Raw genomic sequence first — 16,724 nt, 5'->3', positions numbered from 1 at the left:
CGTCAGGAAGCCCCATGCCAAGAAAAGCCCTGTATCTCGCCATCAGCCTTCTCGCCTTTACCGGTTGTGCCAGCATGGACCGGGAAACGCCGGACCCGGCAGAGCCCGCCGAACCGCAGGAAACCGTCACCGAACCGGAACCGGTTGCGGAGGAACCCGTCGCCGAAGGCTCCTTCCGGCCGGAGGAACTCTACCTGCTGTTAACCGGCGAGATTGCCGCCCAGCGGGGCCAGTATGACGTCACCCTGGCCAACTATGTGGAAGCGGCACGCCAGACCAGGGACACCGGCGTTATCCGCCGGGCGTTGCTGATTGCCGAGTCCCTGAACAGCCAGGAGGCCACACGCGCCCTGACCAACACCTGGGTCGAAGTCGCCCCCTACAGCCAGGATGCCCGCCGCGCCGCGGCCATCCAGTCCCTGCGGGATGGCGATATGGAAGCCACCCTCACCGAACTGGAGCAGATCCTCAACCTGGGCGGCGATGCCAACTTCGACAGTCTGGCCGCCATGGCGCCACGGCTTCCGGCGGACCAGCAGCAGGAACTGCTGCGACTGTTCGATGAATTGCAGGAGCGCCACCCGGACAACGAGGAAATCCGCTACAGCAATGCCCTGCTCCAGAACCTGACCGGCTCCCCCGAAGCCGCCCTGGATACCCTGGCGCCGCTGCTGGAACAGGACCCGGAGTTCCAGCCCGCCCTGGTATTGCAGGGGGAAGTGCTCTACGACCTGGGCCGCACCAGTGAGGCCCTGCAGCACCTGCAAACCAGTTCCCGGCGGTACCCGGACAACCGTCAGCTTGGCACCCTGTACGCCCGCATACTGGTGAACGAAGACGAGCTGCGCGCCGCCCAGGATGAGTTTGCCCGCCTGGCGGAACGCTTCCCCGACGAACCCGGGCTGCGCCTGTCCTGGGCCCTGGTGGCCATCGAGAACGGCGAGCTGGACCTGGCGCGGGAACAGCTTGAACGCCTGACCCGCAGCCGGCAGTACAGCAGCCAGGCCTACTATTACCTGGGCCAGGTGGCCGAACAGGAAGGTAACGATGACAAGGCCATCACCCTGTATGACCAGGTGACGGAAGGCTCCCACTATTTTCCGGCCCTCTCCCGGGCGGCGGAACTGAGGGCCCGGGACGGCGACCTGGACGCCGCCCTGGAACAGATCCGCTCGGTGCGGGAAGCCAACCCCGATGACGCCGCCAACCTCTGGCTCGCGGAGGTCAACCTGCTGCAGTCCCTGGACCGGCACGCCATGGCTGTGGAAGCCGCCAACGAGGCCCTGGCCGCCCACCCCGAAAACCAGAGCCTGCTGTATGCCCGCTCCATGAGCCATGAAAAGCTGGACAACATCGATCAGGCCCTGGCCGACCTCAACAGCATGGTGGAACTGGCCCCGGACAACTCCACCGCCCTGAATGCCCTGGGGTATGTGCTGACGGTCCATACCGAACGCCTGTCCGAGGCCCGCACCTATATAGAGAAGGCGCTCACCCTGGAACCGGAAAACCCCGCCATCCTGGACAGCATGGGCTGGGTGCTCTTCCGCCAGGGAGATACTGAAGGGGCACTGGAGTACCTGCGCAGGGCCTACGAGATCTATCCCGACCCGGAAATCGCCGCCCACTACGGTGAAGTGCTCTGGCAAACCGGCCAGCAGGCCCAGGCCCGCGTGATCTGGGAACGGGCCCTGGACGACGACCCGGACCACGAGCTGCTGCTGAAAACCCTCGACCGACTGGACATTGACGACCTGTGACCTCACCCATGACAACCTGCCGGAAGCCCTTCCTCGTACTGGCACTTACCCTGGGCCTGGGGGCCTGCGCCACCGTTCAACAGGAACCGCTGCCGGAGGGCCTCACCGAACAGCCACCGGCGGACTGGGCCCAGCGCCAGGACAGCCTGCAGGCATTCAACCAGTGGCAACTGACGGGCAAGCTCGCCGTCCGCCAGCCCGAGGACAGCGCCTCCGCCGTGATCAACCGGTGGGTACAGGACAATGAACACTATGAGCTGTCCCTGTCCTCCAGTTTCCTGGGCATGGGCAGCACCCGGCTGGAAGGCTCACCGGGGTTTATCCAGATGGAACTGCCCGATGGCGAGACCTATTCCTCCAGCGACCCCCAGGGCCTAATCTACGCCGCCACCGGCTGGGAGCTGCCTATCGACGCCCTGGTGTGGTGGGTGCGGGGCCTGCCGGCACCGGAGGGCGACTTCCGCATGGCATTCGACCCCCAGGGCGATCTGGCCCAGCTTGAACAACGGGGCTGGACCATTCGCTACGAACGCTGGCGCGACTTTGTCAGTGACCAGCCAACACTGCCGGCCCGCCTGACCGCCCGCAAGGGCGAGAAACTGGTTCGCCTGGTGGTGTCCTCCTGGCAAGCCGACCGTGATGGCCAGTAAAGAAGCGGACCCGCGTATGGAGCACCTCACCCTGCCCTCGCCGGCCAAGCTCAACCTGTTCCTGCACATCACCGGTCGCCGGGACGACGGCTACCATGAGCTGCAGACCCTGTTCCAGTTCCTGGATTACGGCGACACCCTCACCTTCAAGCTGCGGGACGACGGCGCCATCAACCTGCAACCGGGTATCGAAGGGGTCCCCCGGGACCAGAACCTGATCGTCCGCGCCGCTGAACGCCTGCGGGAAGCGTCGGGCACTCCCCTTGGCGTGGACATCACTCTGGACAAGCAACTGCCCATGGGGGGCGGCCTGGGCGGCGGCAGCTCCAATGCCGCCACCACCCTGATCGGCCTGAACCACCTGTGGCAGACCGGGTGGTCGGAAGACCGGCTGGCGGAACTGGGGCTGACCCTGGGGGCGGATGTACCGGTATTCGTCCGTGGCAAGGCGGCGCTCGGTGAAGGCATAGGGGAAGAGCTCACCCCCGCCTCGCCACCGGAAGACTGGTTTGTTGTATTAAAACCGGACGTTGAGATCAGCACCGGGGAAATTTTTTCGAATCCAGGCTTGACAAGAAATACCCCTCGAATCACAATAGCGCCCGCTTTTGAGGGAGACGCCTCAGGGTACCGAAACGATTGTGAGGATGTAGTTAAGCAACTGTATCCAGAGGTAAAAAAAGGCCTGGACTGGCTGAGCACATTCGGACCCGCAAGATTAACCGGAACCGGGGCTTGCATCTTTGGACGTTTCCCAACAGAAGCTGAAGCCCGGACTGTTTGGGCTAAAAAACCCACCGGCATCACGGGGTTCGTAGCTAGAGGGGTGAACCATTCACCTCTTCACCAAAAGCTGACAGAGCTGACATGATGCCGAAAGAGCAGCACGATACTGGGGTGTCGCCAAGTGGTAAGGCAACGGGTTTTGATCCCGTCATGCGCAGGTTCGAATCCTGCCACCCCAGCCACCTTTCTTCCTCGTCCTCTGAATCCAACGCTGAGTTACAGAAGGATACCGCCGTGTCCAAGTTGATGATTTTCGCCGGCAACGCCAACCCCGATCTGGCCAAGGCGATTGCCCAGAAACTTCATATTCCCATGGGACAGGCTAACGTAGGCCGCTTCAGTGACGGTGAGACCACCGTCGAGATCAACGAGAACGTGCGTGGCCACGACGTCTTCATCATCCAGCCCACCTGCTACCCCACCAACGATAACCTGATGGAACTGATCGTGATGGCCGACGCCCTGCGCCGCGCTTCCGCCACGCGTATCACCGCGGTTATCCCCTATTACGGGTATGCACGCCAGGATCGCCGGGTACGCTCCACGCGGGTGGCGATCAGCGCGAAGGTCGTGGCGGACATGATCTCCTCCATTGGAGTAGACCGGGTACTGACCGTTGACCTGCACGCCGACCAGATCCAGGGCTTCTTCGACATCCCGGTGGACAACATCTACGCCACCCCGGTCATGCTTGAGGACATCGAGAAGCAGCGTTTCGACAACTTTATCGTGGTATCGCCGGACGTGGGCGGCGTGGTTCGCGCCCGGGCCGTTGCCAAGCGCCTGGACGATGCCGACCTGGCCATCATCGACAAACGTCGCCCCAAGGCCAATGTTTCCCAGGTCATGCACATCATCGGTGATGTGAAAGACAAGACCTGCATCCTGGTGGACGACATCGTCGACACCGCCGGCACCCTGTGCAAGGCCGCCAACGCCCTCAAGGAGCACGGTGCCTCCCGGGTGGTCGCCTACATCACCCACCCGGTGCTGTCCGGCCCGGCCATTGACAACATCAATGCCTCGCAACTGGACGAACTAGTGGTTTGTGACACCATCCCGCTGGGTGACAAGGCGAAGAATTGTGATAGAATCCGCCCCCTCGGAATGGCAGGCCTGCTGGCAGAGTCCATTCGTCGCGTGAGCAACGAAGAGTCCATCAGCGCCATGTTCGAGAACGTCTGAGCCAGTCGTAACGCCAGACGCACAGAGAACATCTGACGTATCCGGAACTGGAGCCCTGTCTGACGGGGCTCCAGTTCTGCTTTAAGCGCCGGAACAAATCCGGCTTCACTGACATCACCGCCGCAAAGCCTGGTCGCGGGCCCGGCGGATGATCGAACGAGGTAATGACCATGTCCAAGAAGGATTTCGTGATCGAAGCATTTCCTCGCGATGACCAGGGGAAAGGTGCGAGCCGCCGCCTGCGTCGCGAGGAGCGTAAAATTCCTGCCATCATCTACGGTGGCAACAAGGAAGCTACGCCCATCGCCATCTGGCACAACGAGCTGAAGAAAGACCTGGAAAACGAGGCCTTCTTCTCCCACATCCTGACCATCGATCTTCAGGGCAAGAAAGAAAGCGTCATCCTGAAGGATCTGCAGCGTCACCCGTACAAGCCGATCCTGACCCACGCTGACTTCCAGCGCGTCGACAAGGACCACGAGATCCACGTCAACGTACCGCTGCACTTCCTGAACGAAGACAAGGCACCGGTGGTCAAGCTGCAAGGCGGTATCATCTCCCACCAGCTGAACGAAGTGGAAGTGATCTGTCTGCCCCAGGACCTGCCCGAGTTCATCGAAATCGACGTGATGGACATGGAACTGGATCAGACCATCCACCTGAGCGACCTGAAGATGCCGAAAGGCGTTCGCTCCGCTGCCCTGCAGCACGGTGAGGACTACGACCAGGCGGTTGCGTCCGTACACCTGCCCCGTGGCGCCAAGGTTGACGACGAAGGCGAAGAAGGCGGCGAGGAAGCCGGCGAAGACAAGGAGTAATCCCTGTCTGGTGTCCCGTCTGATCGATTCGCGAATTGACCAGACGGGATCCTTGGGGAGCAGGCGCTTATGGCACAGGACATTATCATGGTGGTGGGTCTCGGTAATCCCGGCCCCGACTACGAAAATACCCGCCATAACGCCGGCGCCCTGTTCGTCGAAGCGCTGGCCCGTGAAGCGGGCCAGACGCTCCGCCCCGAAAAGAAGTACCACGGACTCTACGCCCGCCTCCAATGGCAGGGCCTGGACCTGCACCTGTTAAATCCCTCTACCTTCATGAATCGCAGCGGCCTGTCCATCAAGGCCCTGGCGGATTTCTTCAAGATCGCCCCGGAACAGATCCTCGTCGCCCACGACGAACTGGACCTGCCCCCCGGTACCGCCAAGCTCAAGAAAGGCGGCGGCCACGGCGGTCACAACGGCCTGCGGGACACCATCGCCCACCTGGGCACCAACAACTTCCAGCGCCTGCGAATCGGCATCGGCCACCCCGGCGACAGCCGCCAGGTCACCGGTTACGTACTGGGCCGCCTGGGCAAGCGGGAAACCGAGGAACTGAACGCCGTTATCGATGAAATCATCCGCGTACTGCCGGATGCCGCCAACGGCAAACTCCCTGCCGCCATGAACCGGCTGCACAGCTTCAGGCCGACCGCCTGATCCCGGCTCCGGCCCCATACAACCCCTTACTCGCACCACACCCGTTACACCGGTATAATTCGCCCAAATTTTCAGGGCTCCCTGGCCCCATACCCGTCTGACCATCGGCGCGGATTCTGGCCAGGCCCCGCCATTACACCAGAGGCATTCCATGGGATTCAATTGCGGCATTGTCGGCCTGCCCAACGTCGGCAAATCGACACTCTTCAACGCACTGACCAAGGCGGAAATCGGCGCCGAGAACTTCCCGTTCTGCACCATCGAGCCCAACGCCGGTGTGGTGCCCATGCCGGACCCCCGCCTGAACAAGCTGGCGGAGATCGTAAAGCCCCAGAAAGTGATTCCCACCACCATGGAATTCGTCGACATTGCCGGCCTGGTGGAAGGTGCCTCCAAGGGCGAAGGCCTGGGTAACCAGTTCCTGGCCAACATCCGCCAGACCGACGCCATTGCCCACGTGGTGCGCTGTTTCGAGGACGAGAACGTCATCCACGTGGCCAACAAGATCGACCCGGCGTCCGACATCGAGATCATCAATACCGAACTGGCCCTGGCGGACCTGGACACCGTTGAGAAAGCCATCAAACGGGTCCAGCGCGTCGCCAAGAGCGGCGACAAGCAGGCCAAGGCCCAGCTCGAAATGTTCGAGCAACTGCTGCCGGTACTCAACGAAGGCAAGCCGGTGCGCAGCATGAACCTGGACAACGACCAGATGGCGCTGATCCGAGAGCTGTGCCTGCTCACCGTCAAGCCCACCATGTACATCGCCAACGTCAGCGAGGACGGCTTCGAGAACAACCCGCACCTGGACAAGGTAATGTCGATCGCCGCCGAAGAGAACGCGGTGGTGGTGCCCATCTGCAACAAGATCGAAGCCGAGATCGCCGAGCTGGAAGACGACGAGAAGTCCATGTTCCTGGACGAGATGGGCATGGAAGAGCCGGGCCTGGACCGGGTCATCCGCGCCGGCTACAAGCTGCTGGGCCTGCAGACCTACTTCACCGCCGGTGAAAAGGAAGTCCGCGCCTGGACCGTGCGCATCGGCGCTACCGCTCCCCAGGCCGCCGGCGTGATCCACACCGACTTCGAGCGGGGCTTCATCCGCGCGGAGATCGTCAGCTACGAGGACTACGTCCAGTACAACGGCGAACTGGGCGCCAAGGACGCCGGCAAATGGCGACTGGAAGGCAAGGAATACATCGTCCAGGACGGCGACGTCATCCACTTCCGTTTTAACGTGTAACTTCCGGGAAAAAACTTCCCCCGGAAGCCTTGACAGAACAGGCGCAAATACTGAAAATACGCGCCTCGTTTGGGGCGTATTCCCAACCGAAATGGCAAGGTAGCTCAGTTGGTTAGAGCACGGCACTCATAATGCCGGGGTCGGCGGTTCGACTCCGCCCCTTGCTACCAGAATTAAGAAAGGGTCCTCGCGCAAGCGTGGGCCCTTTTTTCATTCTGGCTGATAACGAGTCGAACCGACGAAGGCGGTTTGACCAGAGCACCACTCCTTCCAATACCTCCTCAAAACCAAGATAACCGGAATCTTGTTTATTCCATCAAGGCCTTTCCCACCCTCATTGTTATCAGATATGATAACAGAGAAAACGTAAAGGAGTTCCAATGGATTGGGAAATTGAATTCTACGGGAAGGTAGACAAGGAACTGGCGGAGATGCCACCCAAAATTCAGGCGAGGATCATTCGCCTCATGGAACTAATGGAAAAGCACGGCGCCAACCTTGGAGAGCCACACACGAAGTCGCTGGGCGATGAACTCTTTGAGATCCGTGCCAAGGCAAAGGAAGGAATCGGAAGAGGAATCTTCTGCTACATGCAGGGCCAACGAATCGTAATTTTGCACGTATTCGTGAAGAAGGATCAGAAGATCCCCAGGAAAGACCTGGAACTTGCCAGAGAGCGGTTGAAGGAGGTCAAGAGGCCATGAATTTTAAAGAGTTCAAACAGAAGGCACTGGAGAATCCCAGGGTCCGCGAAGAGTACGACGCCCTCCAGGACGAGTTCAGCCTGATCGATCAGTTGCTCACCATGAGAACGAAGGCGGGCCTTACCCAGGAAGACCTTGCCAGGAAGCTTGGAACCAACAAGAGCAACATTTCCAGGCTTGAGCGTGGCAGAGGGAACCCAAGTTGGGAAACCCTCAACCGATATGCGGCTGCCTGTGGTTTTCGTGTGAAACTGGAAGCCATCGAAGACAGTCGCACTTCAGCGTGAGGGCGGCTGTCCCTTTCATTGGCAGTCATGGCGGCAATAGCCATCCCAGTTCGATTTGTAACCAATCCCAACATGCGCTAAAAATAGTCGTACCTGCGGGCCGCGATCTATCGGCCCCGGCAGCAACATCGTTAACCCTTCAGAAGCAATCAAGGATGATGCCATGAATGTCTGGATACCCTGTGGAGCTTTGGCTGTTACCGCCCTTCTCATCACCTCTCAGGCAACCGCACAGATCTATCAGTGGACCGACGAGGATGGAAACGTCCACTTCAGCGATGAAGTCCCGGCCCATCTGAGGGACAAGGCTGACTCCGTGGAACTCTCTGGCACGGCCCCGAGCCAGGCCGACAGGGAAGCAGCGGAAGCGATAGCAGACAGTATCCATGAAGCCGCTGAGAGCACCGCCGAGGGCAACAAGAGCCGCGAGGCGGAGCCTACGGAACCCGAGGAAGAACGGCTAACCTCAAACACCACCGGCAAGCTTAAGCTCCCACCCCTGCCCCCTCTACCGGAAAACGCCACACCAGCGGAGCGGGAGGCCCGGTATGAGCAGGCCATGGAACGCTACCAAAGAGCCCATGACTGTTTTGCGCCCTATAAAAACGCAAACGGCAGCACAAAGGCCGAGGCCTTTGATGTGTGCCCGGTCGTGCCTCGTCCCAGGGAGTCTGATTACTAGACGGCAATCGCACGACCGGTGAGGGGGAAAGGTCTGATCGGGATCTCGTCAGTCGCGGCCTACACCAACATCCCGCTCCAACTCCTCCCGAAGCAACCGGGTATTACGGATATTGGCCTTGTAGAACACATCAAACGCATCCCCCAGCAATGGGACGCTACCAACCACCGCGTCGATCGCGATGTTCTTGACCATATGGGCCTTCACCCGACGGCTGGCGCCCACGCGGTGGGCTTCCGTGAGGACATAGCCGGAGAGCAGCAGGCCGGCGGCGTCGCCGATTACCGGGATCAGCCCGATCACGGCCTCTACCCCGACGTTGATGCGGGTGAACGGGATACGGACGGCGCTGTCCATGACCGTGCTGAAGCGCTCCAGCCGCCTCAGGGTGGCCTCGTGCTGCCTGTCTGTGATCTGGCTTTCGTCTGATGAGGTCATGGTTCTCCTGGATGGCCTGCCTTGTCCGATGGTGCCCGGATATCATGGACGATTTCTGGATTATGGCCAGTAAGGAACGACCGTTTCCAGCCCGACTGTCCATAGTCGATGGTTTTGCTAGGCTATAGCGGAGCTTTTCGGATTCTCCGTTACCCTGGCCCGGCGTGCATTGCGAGATCAAGTGCAGACCCCGGCCCACCACAACAGGACTCAAACGCTATGACACTTCACCTGGAACTTGCGCCCCTGATCAGTCTTGCCGCCGGCATTGGCATCCTGGTCTTCCCTCGCCTGCTGAATTACATTGTGGCGGGGTACCTGATTATCTTTGGTGTGCTTGGGTTGCTCGGTCATATCTGAGCGGTTGATTTTGCCCGACCGGGCTGTCGTTCTGCTGCTGATCCAAGGAGTAAGGGCCAAGTCTCCTATTATGCTCTCAGGCGCCCGGCGGGCGCTCCCCCTCTCCCCGACCCTCTCCCTCGCTGGGGAGAGGGAGCATATGGCTCGTTGATCGGGATTGGTCCGGCTATCGAATATTTACAGAGTTTCCCGTCACATTCAGGTGCGCTTTATGAATGAGAATATCCATTTCTACGAGCCGGCCCAGGGACACGGCCTGGCCCATGATCCTTTCAGTGCCCTGGTGGCGCCACGCCCCATCGGGTGGATCTCATCCCGGGACAGCAATGGTGTGCTGAACCTGGCCCCCTACAGCTTCTTCAATGCCTTCAACTACCATCCGCCCATCGTCGGCTTTTCCAGTATCGGCTACAAGGATTCGGTGCGGAATGCCCGGGAAACCGGTGAGTTCTGCTGGAACCTGGTGACCCGCTCCCTCAGTGAAGCCATGAATGAGACCTGTGCCCAGGTGGGGCCGGAGGTGGATGAATTCACCCTGGGCGGCCTGACACCAAAGCCTTCCCAGGTGATTGCCGTTCCCCATGTGGCGGAGAGTCCGGTGGCCCTGGAATGCCGCACGTCCCAGGTGCTCCAGCTTGCGGGCGCCAACGGGCAAAAAGTGGATACCTGGATAGTGTTCGGCGAAGTGGTTGGCGTGCATATCGCCCGGCATCTCATCCGGGACGGCATCTACGATACCGCCGCGGCGGAGCCGGTACTTCGCGGTGGCGGTCCGGCGGACTACTTTACCGTGGGCGCGGGCCAGAAGTTCCAGATGCATCGGCCCAAGCCACCCCAGTCTTGAGCGGATACCCGAAAAAGCCACCATCGCGCCTTGACCAAACCTGAACACGCCCCTCTCTCTGCCCGGAGAATCGGGCGCCCGGCCGCGCCATTCAGGGACTTGCAAACCTGAACCATCCCGCCGGCGCCCGTTGCTACCATAGCTTCTCGTCCATTGTTGAAGAGAGCTTGCGACCATGACTTCCCAAACCCCATCAGAAACCATGACCTTTCAACGGTTGCTTACCCACAAGGAACAACTGCATGAGAGCCGGATCGAGGACGGTCAAATGGAGGCGGAGTTAAGCGAGGGTGAAGCCATCATCAGACTTGAGCGCTTTGGCCTGACCACAAACAACATTACCTATGCGGCTTTCGGTGATGCCATGGAGTACTGGAAGTTCTTCCCCACAGGCCAGGATGACTGGGGGCACATGCCCGTATGGGGTATCGGCCGCGTCATTGCCTCGGCAACCGATGGCGTCCAGGTGGGGGACCGGTACTTTGGATACTATCCGATGGCCACGCACCTGAAGCTCGTCATCGACAAGGTGACCCCGCGGGGCTTTGTCGACGTATCGGACCATCGACAGGGTCTGCCGGCAGCGTACAACTACTACACCAACTGTGGTGACACCGATACCAGCGCTCCGGAAAGCGATTACCGGATTCTGCTGCGCCCGCTGTTCCTCACCTCGTACATGCTTTCAGACTACCTGATGGACAACGACTTTTTCGGCGCCCGTCAGGTGGTCATTTCCAGCGCCTCCAGCAAAACGGCGTTCGGCTCGGCGTTCTGCATCCAGGGAAATACCGATGCCCGGATCATCGGACTGACCTCGGACAGAAACCGGGACTTTGTCGAAAGACTGGATTGCTACCCGTCAGTCGCCACCTATGACGAATTGTCGTCGATCGATGCCGACAGCCCCACCCTCTACATCGATTTCTCGGGCGACAGTCACTTGCGAGAGCGTATTCACCAGCACTTTGGCAACAACCTGGTGCACGACTGTTATGCAGGGTCGTCATCCAACCTGGAATTCAATTATGAAAGTATTGACGACAACAATCACAAGACCCGCTTCTTCTTCGCCGCACCTCACTACCGCAAGCGGGTCAGGGAACTGGGTGGTCGTGTCGTACTCACGGCCATGGACGCCAGGCAGGCGGAGTTCATCCAGGCCCTGAGCAATCCGGACGCCCCCTGGGTGAGCCTGTGCTTCAGCAGCGGTCTGGAGGAAGCCGCGCAGGTTATCGGGCGTTTATGCCACAACAGGGTGGGGCCCGATGAAGGTCATATCGTGGTCCTGCCCTGATCGGTGGGGCCTCCGATCAGGCTCAGGCACATGTCGTACGTTGAGTCGAGCCAGTCGCCGAGCTCCCGGACTTCCACCTGGGCCAGCAGGCGATAGCGTCGGGCCCCCCATACCATGGTGAACAGGGTTCGAATGACTTCAGGGGTGGGCGGGCTGGCCAGGTCAGGCCAGCCAGATACAATCTCAATCCAGGTATCCGACAGTCTTTCGAAGGCCCGGCGGTGATGGGTTTCCAGGGCTATCTGTCCTTCCTGCAGAAGCATGGTGCGATCCAGGTATGGGGCTTCCGGGTCAGCCCCGGCCGTTACCCTCACAACGTCAAACAATCGCTCGGTCCAGGGCGCATTGCACAGCTGCTGGTCCCTGGTCCGGAGCCGTTCAATATCCCACTCGATACAGTGCCGGACATACCCCGACAGTAGCGCCGTGGTGTTTGGGAAGTATTCGTAAATGGTGCCTACCGCAAAGCCCGTTTCCTCTGCTATCGCCCGTGTGGTGACCGCCTGGGGCCCTTGCCTGCACCAGATCCTCACAAAGCCGTCATAGATCACCTGAACGGTGAACCTGGCCCGGTCCTGTCGCGGACGTTTTCGAGGAAGGTGTACAACCGGTTTTTTCTGCAAGCTGCTCTATCCCCACGTTGCAGGCAATCGATGGGCGTTTGCCGTTTGCTTCAAACTTAGCCGTACCCTCAACAGGATCCAAGTTCTTTGACACATTTTCGTCTCCACACGCCTCTCATGCTGGCCTTCGGCTATGTCTCAATGTCCGGTCCGGACCCATCATGGTCAAGGGAGGCGGGGATAAAATTCCAGGCCGATATCGTGGTTCCCTCTGATGGACGACCGGTAGCCTGCTCAGTAAACTTGGATAACCTAAGCAGTCACTGGGGACGACCCCACCCATACCGGGACCTGAACGCGGGACGGCCCGTTTTCTGATTTTTCCCAACCATGAGAACCACCAGAGACAGAATCCGCCAGGCGATTTCCTTCGAGGTGATCGGCCTGCTGCTATCCGTACCCCTGGCCGCCGCGGCCTTCGGTTTCGATACCGGCAAGACCGGTGTGCTGGGCGTGATTGGCGCCACCATGGCGACCTTCTGGAACTACCTGTTCAACCTGATGTTCGACCACGGCCTGAAGCGTTGGACAGGGTCCACCCGGAAGTCCCTGGGCATGCGCTTCCTCCATGCCATCAGTTTCGAGCTGGGGCTGATGCTGGCATTCCTGCCCGTCATCGCCTGGTGGATGGACATCGGCCTGCTTGAAGCGCTCATTGTGGATATCGCCTTCGTGATCTTCTACCTGGTGTATGCCTTTGTCTTTACCTGGGCCTACGACACCATCTTTCCGGACCGGGAGCCGGCCACCGGCTGACACTGACGGGGCCATCCGTCACCGGATGGCCGCCGCCATTGTTGCTTTAAAGACCGTACTGGCCGGCATCGACCTTGGAGAACACTTCCTTCCAGTAGATGTCCGCCAGTTCCTCACTGCTCTGGACATCGTCGATCAGCCCACGCCATTTGCTGAGCAGCTCACGGAAGGTCTCGATCCGGGCCTCGGCGTTTTCGATGCCGTAGCGCTCGGAGTAGCCCTGGGCAATGGTTTCCAGGTCGGCCCTGATGAACTCGCGGTTGTCTGCGTTCATGGCGTCTGTGGCCTGGGTAATACCGATGCCCTGCTTCCGGGCGGTTTCCTCGTTGTCGACGGCACCCTGCTCATAGCCCCAACTGAACTCGGCCGACAGTATGGCCGTGGCCTCCAGCAGGGCCTTGCGCTGGGCCTCTGAGAGCGAGCGCCAGGTATCCAGGTTAATGTTGGCCGAGCCGACCCCGCTGAAGACGCCACTCGGGTAATTCACGGTAATGTCGTCCACCACTTCGAACAGGTTGAACACCGACAGCTCGGAGGTGGACTGGACCGAGCAGTCCACCACGCCCTGGCTCAGGCCCTCGTAGATTTCATTGACGGACATGGTGATGGGGTTGGCACCCACCGATTCCGCCCACCTGGCCCACTGTGCGCCAGAAGTACGCAGGTTCTTGCCTTCAAGGGCGTCCAGGCTGCCCACCTTCTCACGGCACAGCAGGGAATAGGGAGGTGTCGCGGCACTGCCCAGGAACAGCTGGTTCTGGGCCGCGAACTCGTCACGACACTCTTCGCAGTTCAGGAAGATGAATTCGGACATGGCGCCGGTGTAGACGAGCCCTGCCTGGTCGGAACCGCCGTCCGTCAGTTCGATGGACATGGACACTTCCGCCACCATGTTGGTGTGGGCGAAATTGCTGGGGAAATAGGGTGTCAGCACAACACCCATGTCGGCCATGCCATCGCGGATGCCTGACGGTGTCTCCCGCAGGTTCAGCAATGACAGTTCGAAAACCCGGGCACCGAGCTCACCACCGGACAACTCATCCAGACGGCTTTCAAAGACAGCGAGGGCGTCGCTGGTGATGCTGCCCTGGGGATAACCCGAGGCAAACCTGAGATCAGTGGCATGGGCGGACAACGGTGAGACCAGACCCAGAACGGCCAGTCCCACGCCAATGGACGTGTTTTTCATTTTGGGGGTACTCCTGACATTGTTTTTGTTTGAACCGGACAATCCCGAATTCATTGGGCACTATACTTGAGCAAGGCAACTTGTTCTACGATGCACCGGTGTCCGCTGGCGGCGCATTTCATCCGTCCATTTCTGTGCCATACTTTCCCACCATCCGACCTACATCCAGACACAAACAAGACCAACAAAGGAGTCCGTTAACATGAAACCGGAAACCCTGGCACTGCACGCAGGCTTCAGCGGCGACCCCACCACCCACGCGGCCACCACCCCCATCTACCAGACCACGTCCTATACCTTTGACGACACCCAGCATGGTGCGGACCTGTTTGACCTGAAGATGCAGGGCAACATTTACACCCGCATCATGAACCCCACCAACGGGGTGCTGGAGGAACGCATGGCCCAGTTGGAGGGCGGCATTGGTGCCCTGGCGGTGGCTTCCGGCATGGCCGCCACCACCTATGCCCTGCAGACCATCTGTACTGTGGGCAACAATATTGTCAGCACCAGCCAGCTCTATGGCGGCACCTACAACCTGTTTGCCCATTCCCTGCCCAATCAGGGGATTGAGTGCCGTATGGTGGCCCATGATGACTACGACAAGGTAAGGGCCTCCATCGACGAGAACACCCGGGCGCTGTTCTGCGAGTCCATCGGCAACCCGGCAGGCAATGTGGTGGATATTGAGGCCTGGGCAAACATCGCCCATGATCACGGCATTCCGCTGATCGTGGACAACACCGTGGCCACCCCCTTCCTGTGCCGCCCGTTCGAGCATGGTGCGGATATCGTGGTGCATTCCCTGACCAAGTACATTGGTGGCCATGGCACCACCGTGGCCGGCGTGGTGGTGGATTCCGGCAAGTTCGACTGGAAGGCCAGTGCCGACAAGTTCCCCATGCTGAACGAGCCTGATCCCTCCTACCACGGCGTGGTCTACACGGAAGCCCTTGGCGAAGCGGCGTTCATCGGCCGCTGCCGGGTAGTGCCACTGCGCAATACCGGCAGTGCCCTGTCACCATTCAATTCATTCCTGATTATGCAGGGCCTGGAAACCCTGGCCCTGCGCATGGAGCGGCACTGCGAGAATGCCGAGAAGGTTGCCCAATACCTGCAGGATCACCCCAAGGTGGAATGGGTCAACTACGCCGCCCTACCCGGCAGCCCCTATAAGAAAACCTGCGACAAGATCTGTGGCGGCAGGGCCTCGGGCATCCTGAGCTTTGGTATCCAGGGAGGTCGCGACGCGGGGGCGAAGTTCATTGACGCGCTACAGTTGATCTACCGGCTGGTGAACATCGGCGACGCCAAGTCCCTCGCCTGCCACCCGGCCACCACCACCCACCGGCAACTCAATGCGGATGAACTTCGCAGTGCGGGGGTGAGTGAGGACCTGGTGCGGCTATCCATCGGCATCGAACATGTGGACGATATCATTGCCGATATCGACCAGGCGCTGCAGGCGGCCGGCTGATCGCTGACCGGAAACGGGGGGCGGTTCGCCCCTCTTTCCCCTGCCCGGAGAACACGCCGGTTATTGCAAAGCCTCCTCCGGATAACCGGAGGTGCGCTGCTTCAACCGGATTTCCTCCTCGAATTCTTCCCGACAGGCCACAATGCTTCTGGTAAGGCGTTGCTGGAGCCCGGTACCGTCAAACGCCCGGGAAACATAGAGGGAGGCGGGCACGGAGCCGGCAGGCTGGGTATACAGGGGGACATCCACGTCCCGGAGAATATCGGGCAGCACCACCTGGGGCACGATGGTGAAGTCCCCACGCCCCAGCTTCAGCATGGTGAACACTTGCGTCCAGGCACTGACATCAATCCGTTTCGCCAGGGCATCATCAACGAACTGGCCCCCCAGGTGGCCCCGGGGCAACACGTAAAGCAGGCCCTCCGTGTCGGCAATCGCCGGCAGCTCCCGGTAGGAAAGGAACAGGTACCGAACATCCACCAGGTTACCGGCAAAGACGCCGTATCGGTCCCGGTCCGGCGCTCTGGCCAGTGGCAGGGCCACTGCGATCTCGCCATCCTCCAGATGCATCAGGCTGCGGGCCAGCGGCAACTCGATAAGCGAGAAATCGAACCCGGTTCCCTCCAGTACGCACTGGTAGATGGGTGCCGCAATCCCCTCAAGTTCGCCGTCCTCGACGCGGAGGATGTCCGACGCGTTCTCGCTCACCGCTACACGGAATTCCGCAGACAGCACAGGCGTGGATACAAGGCATGCCGACAGCAACAATAACAGGCCTACCAGGCAGGACTTCATAACTCTCCGGCGTCGAAACAGACAACATCCATGGGGTCGGCGAACCTGACGCCCGTCAGCGCCAACCACGATGGTCGGCATTGCACCACGGAAACCCCGGCAAGTCCATTGGCCACTAATCGGGATAGGGGGGAGCCATAAGGCACCGCCCCTCCCACACCACCCGGCAA

At 60.3% G+C, this 16,724-nt stretch carries 19 protein-coding genes and 2 tRNA genes; 17 read left to right on the top strand and 4 right to left on the bottom strand.

Translation table 11 applies throughout. The features are described from left to right. Nucleotides 1-14 precede the first annotated feature (14 nt). The 12 genes from RO069_RS16145 (at nt 15) to RO069_RS16090 (ending at nt 8,775) form a co-directional block, all read left to right on the top strand. The gene (locus tag RO069_RS16145) at nt 15-1,760 is read left to right on the top strand and encodes a tetratricopeptide repeat protein (protein ID WP_328188957.1); all 1,746 of its coding nucleotides are present in this window, start codon (nt 15-17) and stop codon (nt 1,758-1,760) included. 8 nt (nt 1,761-1,768) lie between these two features. After that, complete coding sequence (gene lolB, locus RO069_RS16140) at nt 1,769-2,410, top strand: lipoprotein insertase outer membrane protein LolB (protein ID WP_328188956.1); 642 nt, start codon at nt 1,769-1,771, stop codon at nt 2,408-2,410. Further along, nucleotides 2,400-3,281 carry a 4-(cytidine 5'-diphospho)-2-C-methyl-D-erythritol kinase gene (gene ispE, locus RO069_RS16135; protein WP_328188954.1) on the top strand — a complete coding sequence of 294 codons (882 nt, stop codon included), beginning with the start codon at nt 2,400-2,402 and terminating at the stop codon, nt 3,279-3,281. Before lolB ends, ispE begins: the two co-directional genes overlap by 11 nt. A gap of 22 nt (nt 3,282-3,303) precedes the next feature. Further along, a tRNA-Gln gene (locus RO069_RS16130) sits at nt 3,304-3,378 on the top strand. Nucleotides 3,379-3,430: 52 nt separating this feature from the next. Next, on the top strand, nt 3,431-4,381 hold the full coding sequence (locus RO069_RS16125; RefSeq protein WP_328188953.1) for a ribose-phosphate diphosphokinase: 951 nt from the start codon (nt 3,431-3,433) through the stop codon (nt 4,379-4,381). Between the two features lie 170 nt (nt 4,382-4,551). After that, the gene (locus RO069_RS16120; RefSeq protein ID WP_328188951.1) at nt 4,552-5,199 is read left to right on the top strand and encodes a 50S ribosomal protein L25/general stress protein Ctc; all 648 of its coding nucleotides are present in this window, start codon (nt 4,552-4,554) and stop codon (nt 5,197-5,199) included. A 69-nt stretch (nt 5,200-5,268) separates the two neighbouring features. Continuing rightward, nucleotides 5,269-5,859 carry an aminoacyl-tRNA hydrolase gene (gene pth / locus RO069_RS16115; RefSeq protein WP_328188949.1) on the top strand — a complete coding sequence of 197 codons (591 nt, stop codon included), beginning with the start codon at nt 5,269-5,271 and terminating at the stop codon, nt 5,857-5,859. 151 nt (nt 5,860-6,010) lie between these two features. Continuing rightward, complete coding sequence (gene ychF / locus RO069_RS16110; RefSeq protein ID WP_328188947.1) at nt 6,011-7,102, top strand: redox-regulated ATPase YchF; 1,092 nt, start codon at nt 6,011-6,013, stop codon at nt 7,100-7,102. A gap of 93 nt (nt 7,103-7,195) precedes the next feature. After that, a tRNA-Met gene (locus tag RO069_RS16105) sits at nt 7,196-7,272 on the top strand. Nucleotides 7,273-7,482: 210 nt separating this feature from the next. Further along, the gene (locus tag RO069_RS16100) at nt 7,483-7,806 is read left to right on the top strand and encodes a type II toxin-antitoxin system RelE/ParE family toxin (RefSeq protein WP_328188945.1); all 324 of its coding nucleotides are present in this window, start codon (nt 7,483-7,485) and stop codon (nt 7,804-7,806) included. Beyond that, nucleotides 7,803-8,093: a helix-turn-helix domain-containing protein gene (locus tag RO069_RS16095; RefSeq protein ID WP_328188944.1), complete on the top strand. Its 291-nt coding sequence runs from the start codon at nt 7,803-7,805 to the stop codon at nt 8,091-8,093. The genes RO069_RS16100 and RO069_RS16095 overlap by 4 nt, the downstream gene beginning before the upstream one ends. Before the next feature lie 163 nt (nt 8,094-8,256). After that, nucleotides 8,257-8,775, top strand: coding sequence for a DUF4124 domain-containing protein (locus RO069_RS16090; protein WP_328188943.1), 519 nt, complete (start codon nt 8,257-8,259; stop codon nt 8,773-8,775). Nucleotides 8,776-8,823: 48 nt separating this feature from the next. On the opposite strand, the gene RO069_RS16085 is transcribed toward RO069_RS16090, so the two are convergent. Continuing rightward, nucleotides 8,824-9,213: a DUF4112 domain-containing protein gene (locus RO069_RS16085; RefSeq protein WP_328188942.1), complete on the bottom strand. Its 390-nt coding sequence runs from the start codon at nt 9,211-9,213 to the stop codon at nt 8,824-8,826. A gap of 219 nt (nt 9,214-9,432) precedes the next feature. Here RO069_RS16085 and RO069_RS16080 point away from each other — a divergent pair, with 219 nt between their 5' ends. The 3 genes from RO069_RS16080 (at nt 9,433) to RO069_RS16070 (ending at nt 11,714) form a co-directional block, all read left to right on the top strand. Continuing rightward, nucleotides 9,433-9,573: a DUF3096 domain-containing protein gene (locus tag RO069_RS16080; RefSeq protein ID WP_328188940.1), complete on the top strand. Its 141-nt coding sequence runs from the start codon at nt 9,433-9,435 to the stop codon at nt 9,571-9,573. Nucleotides 9,574-9,784: 211 nt separating this feature from the next. Continuing rightward, nucleotides 9,785-10,417, top strand: a complete 633-nt coding sequence (locus RO069_RS16075; protein ID WP_328188939.1) for a flavin reductase family protein — start codon at nt 9,785-9,787, stop codon at nt 10,415-10,417. A 175-nt stretch (nt 10,418-10,592) separates the two neighbouring features. Beyond that, nucleotides 10,593-11,714 (top strand): DUF2855 family protein, encoded by a 1,122-nt coding sequence (locus RO069_RS16070; protein ID WP_328188937.1) that lies wholly within the window; start codon nt 10,593-10,595, stop codon nt 11,712-11,714. On the opposite strand, the gene RO069_RS16065 is transcribed toward RO069_RS16070, so the two are convergent. Next, entirely contained in the window at nt 11,693-12,247 is a 555-nt protein-coding gene (locus RO069_RS16065) for a TetR/AcrR family transcriptional regulator (protein WP_328188935.1), read from the bottom strand. The two genes, RO069_RS16070 and RO069_RS16065, sit on opposite strands and share 22 nt — an antisense overlap. 420 nt (nt 12,248-12,667) lie before the next feature. Here RO069_RS16065 and RO069_RS16060 point away from each other — a divergent pair, with 420 nt between their 5' ends. Beyond that, the gene (locus RO069_RS16060) at nt 12,668-13,093 is read left to right on the top strand and encodes a PACE efflux transporter (RefSeq protein WP_328188933.1); all 426 of its coding nucleotides are present in this window, start codon (nt 12,668-12,670) and stop codon (nt 13,091-13,093) included. 46 nt (nt 13,094-13,139) lie between these two features. Here RO069_RS16060 and RO069_RS16055 read toward each other — a convergent pair whose 3' ends face one another. Next, the gene (locus tag RO069_RS16055; protein WP_328188932.1) at nt 13,140-14,282 is read right to left on the bottom strand and encodes a C4-dicarboxylate TRAP transporter substrate-binding protein; all 1,143 of its coding nucleotides are present in this window, start codon (nt 14,280-14,282) and stop codon (nt 13,140-13,142) included. Between the two features lie 202 nt (nt 14,283-14,484). Here RO069_RS16055 and RO069_RS16050 point away from each other — a divergent pair, with 202 nt between their 5' ends. After that, entirely contained in the window at nt 14,485-15,759 is a 1,275-nt protein-coding gene (locus RO069_RS16050) for an O-acetylhomoserine aminocarboxypropyltransferase/cysteine synthase family protein (RefSeq protein ID WP_328188930.1), read from the top strand. A 60-nt stretch (nt 15,760-15,819) separates the two neighbouring features. Here RO069_RS16050 and RO069_RS16045 read toward each other — a convergent pair whose 3' ends face one another. After that, entirely contained in the window at nt 15,820-16,554 is a 735-nt protein-coding gene (locus RO069_RS16045) for a hypothetical protein (protein WP_328188928.1), read from the bottom strand. Nucleotides 16,555-16,724: the final 170 nt, after the last annotated feature.

This window comes from Marinobacter sp. OP 3.4 (assembly GCF_036224885.1).
Lineage (GTDB): Bacteria > Pseudomonadota > Gammaproteobacteria > Pseudomonadales > Oleiphilaceae > Marinobacter.
The sequence above is the reverse complement of the archived record's forward strand: the minus strand, read 5'-3'. Positions and strand labels throughout refer to the sequence as shown.

What these genes read in the sequence shown, in the direction of transcription:
- lolB (WP_328188956.1), top strand. Translation starts at nt 1,769, where the DNA reads ATGACAACCTGCCGGAAGCCCTTCCTCGTACTGGCACTTACCCTGGGC.
- RO069_RS16095 (WP_328188944.1), top strand. Translation starts at nt 7,803, where the DNA reads ATGAATTTTAAAGAGTTCAAACAGAAGGCACTGGAGAATCCCAGGGTC.
- RO069_RS16080 (WP_328188940.1), top strand. Translation starts at nt 9,433, where the DNA reads ATGACACTTCACCTGGAACTTGCGCCCCTGATCAGTCTTGCCGCCGGC.
- ispE (WP_328188954.1), top strand. Translation starts at nt 2,400, where the DNA reads ATGGCCAGTAAAGAAGCGGACCCGCGTATGGAGCACCTCACCCTGCCC.
- RO069_RS16075 (WP_328188939.1), top strand. Translation starts at nt 9,785, where the DNA reads ATGAATGAGAATATCCATTTCTACGAGCCGGCCCAGGGACACGGCCTG.
- pth (WP_328188949.1), top strand. Translation starts at nt 5,269, where the DNA reads ATGGCACAGGACATTATCATGGTGGTGGGTCTCGGTAATCCCGGCCCC.
- RO069_RS16070 (WP_328188937.1), top strand. Translation starts at nt 10,593, where the DNA reads ATGACTTCCCAAACCCCATCAGAAACCATGACCTTTCAACGGTTGCTT.
- RO069_RS16120 (WP_328188951.1), top strand. Translation starts at nt 4,552, where the DNA reads ATGTCCAAGAAGGATTTCGTGATCGAAGCATTTCCTCGCGATGACCAG.
- RO069_RS16045 (WP_328188928.1), bottom strand. Translation starts at nt 16,554, where the DNA reads ATGAAGTCCTGCCTGGTAGGCCTGTTATTGTTGCTGTCGGCATGCCTT.
- RO069_RS16145 (WP_328188957.1), top strand. Translation starts at nt 15, where the DNA reads ATGCCAAGAAAAGCCCTGTATCTCGCCATCAGCCTTCTCGCCTTTACC.
- ychF (WP_328188947.1), top strand. Translation starts at nt 6,011, where the DNA reads ATGGGATTCAATTGCGGCATTGTCGGCCTGCCCAACGTCGGCAAATCG.
- RO069_RS16100 (WP_328188945.1), top strand. Translation starts at nt 7,483, where the DNA reads ATGGATTGGGAAATTGAATTCTACGGGAAGGTAGACAAGGAACTGGCG.
- RO069_RS16055 (WP_328188932.1), bottom strand. Translation starts at nt 14,282, where the DNA reads ATGAAAAACACGTCCATTGGCGTGGGACTGGCCGTTCTGGGTCTGGTC.
- RO069_RS16060 (WP_328188933.1), top strand. Translation starts at nt 12,668, where the DNA reads ATGAGAACCACCAGAGACAGAATCCGCCAGGCGATTTCCTTCGAGGTG.
- RO069_RS16050 (WP_328188930.1), top strand. Translation starts at nt 14,485, where the DNA reads ATGAAACCGGAAACCCTGGCACTGCACGCAGGCTTCAGCGGCGACCCC.
- RO069_RS16085 (WP_328188942.1), bottom strand. Translation starts at nt 9,213, where the DNA reads ATGACCTCATCAGACGAAAGCCAGATCACAGACAGGCAGCACGAGGCC.
- RO069_RS16090 (WP_328188943.1), top strand. Translation starts at nt 8,257, where the DNA reads ATGAATGTCTGGATACCCTGTGGAGCTTTGGCTGTTACCGCCCTTCTC.